6 protein-coding genes are annotated in these 9,307 nt (G+C 75.3%); 2 read left to right on the top strand and 4 right to left on the bottom strand.

Annotated features, from left to right (window positions below; all coding sequences use genetic code 11):
• Positions 1–15: 15 nt before the first annotated feature.
• The 3 genes from ACFVHI_RS36570 to ACFVHI_RS36560 form a co-directional block, all read right to left on the bottom strand.
• Entirely contained in the window at positions 16–1,593 is a 1,578-nt protein-coding gene (locus tag ACFVHI_RS36570; protein ID WP_380346338.1) for a hypothetical protein, read from the bottom strand.
• Positions 1,594–2,017: 424 nt separating this feature from the next.
• Complete coding sequence (locus tag ACFVHI_RS36565; protein WP_380346337.1) at positions 2,018–2,839, bottom strand: SDR family NAD(P)-dependent oxidoreductase; 822 nt, start codon at positions 2,837–2,839, stop codon at positions 2,018–2,020.
• A gap of 495 nt (positions 2,840–3,334) precedes the next feature.
• Positions 3,335–4,504, bottom strand: coding sequence for a magnesium and cobalt transport protein CorA (locus tag ACFVHI_RS36560; RefSeq protein WP_380346335.1), 1,170 nt, complete (start codon positions 4,502–4,504; stop codon positions 3,335–3,337).
• 458 nt (positions 4,505–4,962) lie between these two features.
• Here ACFVHI_RS36560 and ACFVHI_RS36555 point away from each other — a divergent pair, with 458 nt between their 5' ends.
• Positions 4,963–6,300 carry an FAD-dependent monooxygenase gene (locus tag ACFVHI_RS36555; protein ID WP_380346333.1) on the top strand — a complete coding sequence of 446 codons (1,338 nt, stop codon included), beginning with the start codon at positions 4,963–4,965 and terminating at the stop codon, positions 6,298–6,300.
• Positions 6,301–6,391: 91 nt separating this feature from the next.
• On the opposite strand, the gene ACFVHI_RS36550 is transcribed toward ACFVHI_RS36555, so the two are convergent.
• Positions 6,392–7,291 carry a RimK family alpha-L-glutamate ligase gene (locus tag ACFVHI_RS36550; RefSeq protein WP_380346331.1) on the bottom strand — a complete coding sequence of 300 codons (900 nt, stop codon included), beginning with the start codon at positions 7,289–7,291 and terminating at the stop codon, positions 6,392–6,394.
• Positions 7,292–7,547: 256 nt separating this feature from the next.
• Between ACFVHI_RS36550 and ACFVHI_RS36545 the strand changes: the two genes are divergently transcribed.
• Positions 7,548–9,149 carry an ABC-F family ATP-binding cassette domain-containing protein gene (locus tag ACFVHI_RS36545; RefSeq protein ID WP_380346329.1) on the top strand — a complete coding sequence of 534 codons (1,602 nt, stop codon included), beginning with the start codon at positions 7,548–7,550 and terminating at the stop codon, positions 9,147–9,149.
• Positions 9,150–9,307 lie beyond the last annotated feature (158 nt).

Below are 9,307 nucleotides of genomic sequence, written 5' to 3'. Positions count from 1 at the left end.
GGTCGGCGCCGGCGGCTACCGGTACTCGCGCAGGCGCGGTCGGACGCCCAGCGCGGTGAGCGCGAGCGCCGCCGCCAGCGCGCCCGCGGCCAGGGCCGCCGTGCCGGCGTCGAGGTCGCCGTCGGTCGCGGCGACCGCCGAGTCCATCGCCTTGGCGTTGACCGCGATGGTGTCCCCGATGGCCGTGCTCAGCTGGTCGAAGTCGTAGTTGGACTGCCCCTGGGAGAGGCCGGTGTTGAGCGTCACCGCCTCCTTGAGCCGGCCCTCGTCGCGCAGCGCGCGGATCTTCCGGTCGTCCTGCTGGTACTGCTGGAAGGCGGCGAGCACCCGCTCGGCGGCGTCCTGCTCGCCGGGGAAGGTGATGTTGTGCAGTTCGGTGCCGAGGTAGCCGCCGAAGGGGACGGCCGTGTGGTCGGCGCGGTGCCGGGCCGCGGCGGCCGCCAGCTGGGCGTTGTAGTCGGCGAGGGTGGCGCCGTCCAGGCGGGCGATCGCCTGGGTCTTGTCGAGGAAGCTCTGCTCGTAGGCGGCCGCGCGGGACGGGTCGGTGAGGTAGCGGCTCTCGTCGGCGTTCAGGTCGAAGGCGACGGCACGGGCGCGGCTGAGCGCGATCACCGAGTCGTAGGCGTTGCTCTTGGCGGTCACCAGGTGGTCGTCGGCGCGGCTGACCAGGTGCAGGCCGATCGCCAGCACGACGGCGGTGAGCAGCGTGACTGCGGCCAGCGCCGGGTTGACGACGCGGTGGTAGCGCACCGCCAGGACGCGCTGGAGCCCGAGCAGCGCGGCGAGCGCGAGCAGGCCGACCGCGAGCAGCCACCACCAGCCGCTGCCGAGGGCGTCGCGGCGCTCGGTGTAGACCTGCTCGACGGTGGCCTCGTTGGCGGCGGTGACCTGGTCGGCGGCGGGCAGCAGTTGCTGGCGCAGCAGGTCGGTGGCCTGGCGGTAGGCGTCCAGGGCGGCGGGCGAGGGCTGGCCGGCCGGGGCTTTGGCCTGCTCCTCCAGCAGCTGGGCGCGGGCCACCAGGGCCTCGTAGCTGCCGAGCCGGCCGAGCACCTGCTGGACGGCGCGCTGGCCGGCCGGGTCGGCGGCCGCGGCCTGGGCGGCCTGTTGGAGGTCGCCGTCGGCCTGCGCGCGGCGCTGCTCGTAGGTGTCGAGGGTCTGCTTGCGCAGCGTCGTGTAGTCGGGGTCGGCGCCGACCAGCAGCAGGTTGGCGGCCTGGGCGTCCATGTCGCTGAGCGCGAAGTAGAGGTCGGCGGCGCGGGTGGCCTGCGGGGCGGCCCGGTGGCCGATGGTGTCGGTGCCGTCGCGGGCCCCGCCGAGGACGGTGGTGGCGGCCGCGCCGAGGCCGATCAGGGCGGCCAGGCTGAGCGCGGTGAGGCCGCGGACCAGGCGCGGGGTGGTCCAGTAGGCGCGGCCGCCGACCGTCCGCGCGCCGTGCCGGAGCCGGGCCAGGGGGCTCGGGCGGGGGGTCGGGGCGGCCGTGGCCGGGGCTGGAGCCGTGGCCGGGGCTGGGGCCGGTTCACCCGCCGGATCGGGTTCCGTCCCCGGGGCCGTCTCCCCCGTGGTGGCCGTCGTGCCCGCTGCCGAGGTGGTCATGGCCGCACGTTCCTCTCCCCCGTTGCACGGTCCGCCGGGGTTTCCTGCTGAAACCGGAGCAGAACCGTTTCTCTCCGCCGGGCGACGCTAGTGCCGCGCCACTTGCGGGAAGCCGCCCCCTGACGGCTCCTTGACGCCGCCGGGCGCCGTTCTTGACGCATCCTTAGCGACCGTCCCCGGCGCCCGGCGGTGCCCGCCGGTTCGCGGCGGTCCTCAGTGGTTCGCGGCGGTTCTCGGCGGTGGTGAGTGGTGATGGGTGGTGGTGGGTGGTGGTGATGGGTGGTGGTGATCGGTGGTGGCCTGCGGTGGTGGGCGGGTCAGCCCTGCCCGGCCCGGCGGCCGCGGTTCGCCGTGCTCTTCCGCCGGGCCCTCTTCTTGCGGGCGCGCTTGGACATCGTGTGCTCTCCGATTCCGGGAAAGGGCTTCAAGCGGCCTGGCCGACCAACTGGTCCGCCAGCTTGACCAGGCGCTTCAGCGAGCGCTCCTCCTGGGCGGCCTGCGCCACCGGCGCCACCGAACCGCCGTCGTAGTAGGCGCCGTTGGCGACCGCGACGTCCGGCAGGCAGAGCCGGACGACGGCCGCCGCACCCTCCGCCGCCGGCGCGCCGGCCCGCCCGTACAGCGGCAGCAGCGCCGTGTCGCACAGGCCCGGGTTGAGGCTGACGGCGGTGATGCCGGAGCCGGCCGGGGCCATGTCGGCGGTCGCCATGGTGAGCGCGAGCTGCGACTGCGCGTACGCGGCCACCCGTGAGTACCTCTTCACCCGGTGCGGGTCCGACCAGTTCACCGACGCCGTCCGGTGCAGCCAGGACGAGACGTTGACGATCCGGGCGTCGCCGGACGCCGAGAGCGGCGCCCGCAGCAGCCTGGCCAGCAGGTGCGCGGCCAGGAAGTTGACCTGCAGCGAGACCTCGTTGCCGTCGTCGGTCAGCGTGCAGCGCTCGGGCGCCAGCGCGGCGGCGTTGTTGACCAGCAGGTCCAGCGCCGGGTAGTGCTTGACGACCGTGCCGGCCAGCACCGCGACCTCCGAGAGGCGGGTGAAGTCGGCGGCCAGCTCGACGAGTTGGTCCCGGCGGGCGCCGGCGTCGACCAGCCTGGCGACGGCCGCCTCGGCCTCCGGGGTGGTCCGGGCGTGCACCAGCACGGTGGCACCCAGCCCGGCGAGCAGCCGGGCGGTCTCCCAGCCGATGCCGGAGGAGGCGCCGGTGACGAGGGCGGTACGAGCGGACAGGACGGATTCGGACATGACCGTTCCCAGGGTGCGGGGCACCGCCGGCCCTGTCCGGGCCGGGGTGCGGGCTCAAAAGACCTGATGAGATGCGGAACTCGCGCGCCCGCCCGCACCCCGCGCCGATCGGGCGACGGGGCGGGGCGCGGCACGTGCCGTGCCCTCCGGCGGGGAGGCGCGGATCAGCGCACGGCGATGGCGGCCGCGGCGACGCGGACCGGCGGCCGCGGATGCGGCGGGCGGTCGTGGTGGCGTGCCGGGCGGTTCATGCTCCTCATCCAACCGGCGGGCGCGGACCGGGGCAAGCGCCGCGCCGCCGCCCTGACGAATCCCTGACGCCGGGCGAACGGCCGTGCGGTCGGCGCCGGTTGCGGCAGCCGGTCAGCGCTGCCTTCGCGGGGCCGCGCCGGATTTCGGCGGCACGGCGGAGCCGGTCGCGAGCACCGCGCCCGAGCCGGACCGCGCCGCGCCCCGCACCAGCCGCGCCGCGCCCCGCCGCGCCCCGCCCTGCCGTCAGAGCCAGTTGCGGCGCTTGAAGACCACGTACAACCCGGTGCAGACCAGCGCCATCAGCCCGACCGCGAACGGGTAGCCGAACGCCCACTTGAGCTCCGGCATGATCTCGAAGTTCATCCCGTACACGGTGCCGATCAGCGTCGGCGCGAAGAGGATCGCCGCCCAGGAGGAGATCTTCTTGATCTCGTCGTTCTGCACGTGCCCGGCCTCGGCGAGCTGCTTCATCTCCTCGTTCTGCCGCTGCGAGACCAGCGTCGCGTTCACGGTCAGGATGTTCTGCAGCATCTGCCGGAAGCCGTCCACCCGCTCGGCGGCGTAGGTGGCGTGGTCGGCGACGTCGCGCAGGTAGCGCTGCAGCTCGTCGTCGGTGCCGTACTTGCCGAAGCCCGCCTCCAGGCTCTTCATGATCTCCAGCAGCGGCCGGGTGGCCCGCTGGAGCTCGATCACCTCGCGGGACAGCTCGTAGATGCGCCGGGAGACCTGCGGGTCGCCGCCGAACACCTCCGTCTCGATCTCGTCGATGTCGTGCTGGAGCCCGGCGATCACCGGCGCGTACCCGTCCACCACGGCGTCCAGCACCGCGTACAGCACCGCCTCCGGGCCGAGCGCGAGCAGGTCCGGGTCCGTCTCCAGGCGGCGGCGCACCGCGGACAGGTCCGGTGCCTGCGAATGGCGGACGGTGAGCACGAAGTCGGGGCCCACGAAGAGGTGGATCTCGCCGAAGTCGACCTCCTCCGCCTCGTCCAGGTAGCGCGCGGCGCGCAGCACCACGAACAGCGTGTCGCCGTAGCGCTCCAGCTTCGGCCGCTGGTGGGCGACGATGGCATCCTCGACGGCCAGTTCGTGCAGGTTGAACCGGTCCGCCGCCTCCAGCAGCTGCGCCTCGGCGGGGCGGTACAGGCCGATCCAGGCCATCGCGCCGGGCCGGTCGGGCAGTTCGCGGTAGATGTCGGCGAGGTTCGCCGGTGTGTCGATCCGCCGCCCGTCCCGGTAGACCGCCGCGTCCACCACGGAACGCTCCAGGGTGACCGGCTCGACGGGCTGGTCGGGCCGCGGATCCATCGAGTGCTCCGGCGCCGGCTGCGCGTCGGCGGGTCCGGGGCCCCCGGCGGGGCGGGAGAACGGACGCTTGCTCGCGCGCACGGCGCGCACACGCCAGTCGGACATGGCGGGTACCTCCACGGTGGGTGCCCGGTCGCCGTCCGGGGACGGCGGGCCGGAGGCGCCCGGCCGGCCACCACGCGCACGGCGCGACCGGCGGCACCCCGTCGAGGACGAGGTCAGCGCCGCGCGGGAGCCGTACGGGAGGAGGAACGCCGGGTGCCGCGAATGGTGCGGGACAACCGGGGGCGGGGCCGACTTCGACCCGGACTACTGCACTCCACGGCTCTCACCTCCTCGGCTCCGCGCGCCCGCGCACCGGAAGGGGGGCCTGCACAACTCCCGCCGAGTGTAGTACCCGCTCCCGGGTGCCTCCCACCGCCCGCCCCCGGGGGCGCCGCGCGACAGTGTTCCGGACCGGTCGTGCGCCCGGCGCGTTCGGGCACCAACGGCCGCCCGTGTCCTGCCCGTTCATCCCGCCGATGCGATTACGGGGCCGCCACTGCCCGACTACGCTACGTGTCATGACTTCTTCGGAAACGGCCCCCGGGCGGGGCACGGCGGTGGTGATCGGCGGCGGGCTGGCCGGCACGGTGGCGGCCTGGGCCCTGCGCGGGTTCGCCGAACGGATCGTGGTGGTGGAGCGGGACCGCTACCCGGCGGAGCCCACGTTCCGGGCCGGGGTGCCGCAGGGCCGGCACGCGCACCTGGTGCTGGAGGCCGGACACCGGGCGCTGGAGGAGATGATGCCCGGCATCAACCAGGAGCTCACGGAGGCGGGCGCGACGAGGGTCGCCGTCTCGGGCGATCTGAAGTGGCTCAGCTCGGCGGGGTGGATGGCGCAGTACCCGGCGCAGCTCGCCTTCCTCTCCTGCACCCGGCCGGTGCTGGACAAGGCGGTGCTGGACCGGGTCCGCGCCGAGCCCACGATCGAGTTCCTGGAGGGCGCCGACGTGGTCGGCCTGCTCGGGTCGGCCCGCACGGTGACCGGCGTCAAGGTCCGCGACCGCGGGCCCGAACGCAGCGAAGTCCGGGAGATACCTGCCGAGTTGGTGGTGGACGCGGCCGGCCGCACGACCTCGGTGCCGGACTGGCTGGCGGAGCTGGGCCACCCGCCGGTGCCCGAGGAGCGGGTGGACGCGGGCGTCGCGTACTCCTCCCGGCTGTTCCACCGCCCGGCCGGCGTCGACATCGGCTACAAGGCGATCTACGTGCAGACCAAGGCCCCGGACGCGCCCCACCTGGGCGTGCTGCTGCCGGTCGAGGGCGACCGCTGGATCGTCAGCGTCGCCGGCATGCGCGGCGCCGAACCCGAGCCCGGCGAAGCCGGGTTCACCAAGCAACTGGCCCGGCTGCGCGACCCGAGCATCCGCGAGGCGCTCCAGCAGGCCGAGCCGGCCGGCGAGGTGCGCGGCTTCGTCCCCGGCCCCGGCATCCGGCGGCACTACGAACGCAGCGCCCCGGACGGCCTGGTGGTGGTCGGCGACGCCGCCAGCACCTTCAACCCGGTGTACGGGCAGGGCGTCACCGTCGCCCTGTTCTGCGCCCGGGAGCTGCGCCGCACCGCCCTGCGCCACGGCGGCATCGGCCACGCCACGGCCCGGGACGCCCGGCGCGCGATCGCGGCCGTCTCCAAGAACCCGTGGGTGATGTCCTGCACCGAGGACGTCCGCTTCGCCGCCACCACCGGCGGACCCTCCGGCGCCCTGCTCGCGCTCCAGCACCGCTTCCTCGACAAGGTGCTGGCCGGCGCCGCCCACAACCCGGCGGTCACCGCCGCCTTCCACGAGGTGATGTCGCTGGTCGCCCCGCCGACGCTGCTGTTCCGCCCGTCGCTCCTCGCCGCCATCCTGCGGAGCTGACCGGCCAGGGACGTGCCCGGCCGCCGACCGGCATCCTTCGCCAGCTGCCGGCCCGGGGCGCGCCCGGCCGCCGCGCACCCGGCCGGAACCGTCAGACGGGCTCCAGGTGCGCGGCCACGTACGGCACGGCGACCTGCTCCAGGGCGCCGCGGCCGAACGCCGGGTGGACGTTGACCTCGAAGACCACGCCGCCGCTCTCGGCGGCGAGGTCGACACCGGCCAGCGGCAGGCCGAGGCAGGCGACCGCACGGATCGCCAGGTCCGCGAGGCCCCGGGGCAGTTCGGCGGCGGCGAGCGGGGCGGAGACGGCGCCGCGGCTCTCGTTGCAGGGGGCGTCCGGATCCGCCTGCACGTGTTCGACGACCCGGACCACCCGGCCGTCGAGCACCACCACCCGGTACTGGTGGCGGCGGCCGTCCGGGGTGAAGTTGCGGGCATCCCGGGCGATCAGCCAGTCCGCCCCGTCGCGCTCGTAGTGCCGTGCGGCGGAGGCGAGTTGGGCGTGAGTGGTGACGTGGAAGACGTCGTCGCCACCCATCCCGACGCAGGGTCGGGCCCAGACGTCGCCGCCGAGCCGGTCGAAGGCCTCGGCGGCGGCCCGCAGGCTCGGCCGGGACAGCGAGACGGTCGGCATGTGCGCGACGCCGTCGCGGGTGAAGCGGGCCACCGTGAGGTCCTTCTCGGTGGCCGCCCGCCAGGCCTGCACATCGGTGCCGAGCGAGCGGGCGCCGTGTGCGCCCAGCAGCCGCTGGAAGGGCGCGAAGTCGCGCCGCCGGTGCGGCGGGATCTCGTAGACCACGACGGCGTCGGCCGCCACGCTGCGGCCGTCCGCCTCCAGGCGCAGCCCGCCCCCATCGTCGGGGCGGATCCGGCCGCCCCCGCCGGTCATGAAGTGCCGGGCGTCGAGCAGCACGGGCGCCCGGCCGGTGAGGGCCCGGGCGGCGGCGGCGAGGACGTCGCGGCTTCCTTCGGTCGAACTGTGATCAGTCAAGAGAACGAGCTCACGTCGACCCATGCGGGTCATGGAAGCGCGGGGCCCGCGCCCCGGCAAGGGGGCCCCACGAGCCAACACCCGCCCCACTGGCCGAAACCCGCGCGGACGCGGTGCGCTCCCGCCGGCAATTCGGATGCGGACGCTCCACCCGCCCCGCTACCCTGGGCCGCATGTCTACGCCCCGAATTTCCTAGCCGACGGACCCGCCTCCACACCACCCGTGTGTCCGTTCGCTGTTTCGGAGCGTTATCCCATGATCACCACCCGTGGTGTCGACCTGCGCGTCGGCGCCCGCCTCCTGCTGTCCGACATCACCGTCCACATCGCCCCCGGCGACCGGATCGGCCTGGTCGGCCGCAACGGCGCCGGCAAGACCACCCTGCTCGCCACCCTCGCCGGACAACTGCCGCCCGCCGCCGGGACGGTCACCCGCACCGGCCCCGTCGGCTACCTCCCGCAGGACTCCCGCGCCGCCGACCCGTCCGCCACCGTCACCGACCGCATCCTGTCCGCCCGCGGCCTGGCCACCGCCGTCCGCGCGCTGCGCGCCGCCGAAGAGGCGATGGCGCAGGCCGACGGACCGCACGAACAGCGCCGGGCGATGGACGCCTACACCCGCGCCGAGGCCGAGTTCCAGTCCCGGGGCGGCTACGCGGCCGAGGCCGAGGCCACCCGGGTCGCGGCCGGCCTCGGACTGCCCGCCCGGGTCATGGACACCCCGGTCGGCACCCTCTCCGGCGGCCAGCGCCGCCGGGTCGAGCTGGCCCGGATCCTCTTCGCCGACCACGGCACCCTGCTGCTCGACGAACCCACCAACCACCTCGACGCCGACTCCGTCGCCTGGCTGCGCGGCTTCCTCGCGGCCCACCAGGGCGGGCTGGTCCTGATCAGCCACGACCTCGGCCTGCTCGCCGACACCGTCAACCGGGTCTTCCACCTCGACCCGCAGCGCGCCGCGATCGACGTCCACAACACCGGCTGGCGGGCCTACCTCGACCAGCGCGCCGCCGACGAACGCCGCCGCACCCGGGAACGGGCCAACGCCGAACGCAAGGCCGCCGCCCTGCACGCCCAGGCCGACCGGATGCGGGCCAACGTCGCCACCGCCACCAGCGCCCGCAGCATGGCCCGCCGCGCCGACCGGATGCTCGCCGACCTCGAACCCGCCCGGCAGGCCGAACGGACGGCCCGGATCCGGCTGCCCGAACCCGCCCCCTGCGGCCGGATGCCGCTCGGCGCGATCAGCCTCGCCAAGGCCTACGCCGGCCGCCCGGTGCTCACCGGCCTCGACCTGGCCGTCGACCGGGGCAGCCGGATGGTCGTGCTCGGCCTGAACGGTGCCGGCAAGACCACCCTGCTGCGCATCCTGGCCGGCCACGAGAGCCCCGACACCGGCCGGGTGGTGCCCGGCCCTGGCCTGCGGCTCGGCTACTTCGCGCAGGAGCACGACACCCTCGACCCGGCGCGCAGCGTCCGCGACAACCTCGCCCAGGCCGCGCCGCACCTGAGCGACGGCGAACTGCGGCACGTCCTCGGCGCGTTCCTGTTCCGCGGAGACGACGCCGACAAGTCGGCCGGGGTCCTCTCGGGTGGTGAGAAGACCCGGCTGGCGCTGGCCGGCCTGGTCCACTCCGGCGCCAACGTCCTGCTGCTCGACGAGCCCACCAACAACCTCGACCCGGCCTCCCGGGCGGAGGTGCTGGCGGCGGTCGGCACCTACCCGGGCGCGATCGTGATGGTCACCCACGACCTGGGTGCCATCGAGGCCCTGCGGCCCGACCGCGTCCTGCTCCTCCCGGACGGCGACGAGGACCTGTGGCACGACTCCTACCTGGAGCTGGTCGCCCTGGCGTGAGCGGCGCCGCCTGACGCCGCCGCGTGACGGCGCCACCTGCCAGCCCGGCCGCGCCCCCCCCCCCACCCCCGCCGGGCGCGGCCCCGCCCCCGCCCGACGACGGCGTGAGCGCCACGATCAGGAAGAGCGCGGAGTGGGCGACGAACCTCCCCACCCGC

This window comes from Kitasatospora sp. NPDC127121, assembly GCF_042677305.1.
In the GTDB taxonomy this organism is placed as follows: Bacteria; Actinomycetota; Actinomycetes; order Streptomycetales; family Streptomycetaceae; genus Kitasatospora.
The sequence above is the reverse complement of the archived record's forward strand: the minus strand, read 5'-3'. Positions and strand labels throughout refer to the sequence as shown.

Coding starts and splice junctions, on each gene's coding strand:
- ACFVHI_RS36570 (WP_380346338.1), bottom strand. CDS start 1,593: ATGACCACCTCGGCAGCGGGCACGACGGCCACCACGGGGGAGACGGCC.
- ACFVHI_RS36545 (WP_380346329.1), top strand. CDS start 7,548: ATGATCACCACCCGTGGTGTCGACCTGCGCGTCGGCGCCCGCCTCCTG.
- ACFVHI_RS36565 (WP_380346337.1), bottom strand. CDS start 2,839: ATGTCCGAATCCGTCCTGTCCGCTCGTACCGCCCTCGTCACCGGCGCC.
- ACFVHI_RS36560 (WP_380346335.1), bottom strand. CDS start 4,504: ATGTCCGACTGGCGTGTGCGCGCCGTGCGCGCGAGCAAGCGTCCGTTC.
- ACFVHI_RS36555 (WP_380346333.1), top strand. CDS start 4,963: ATGACTTCTTCGGAAACGGCCCCCGGGCGGGGCACGGCGGTGGTGATC.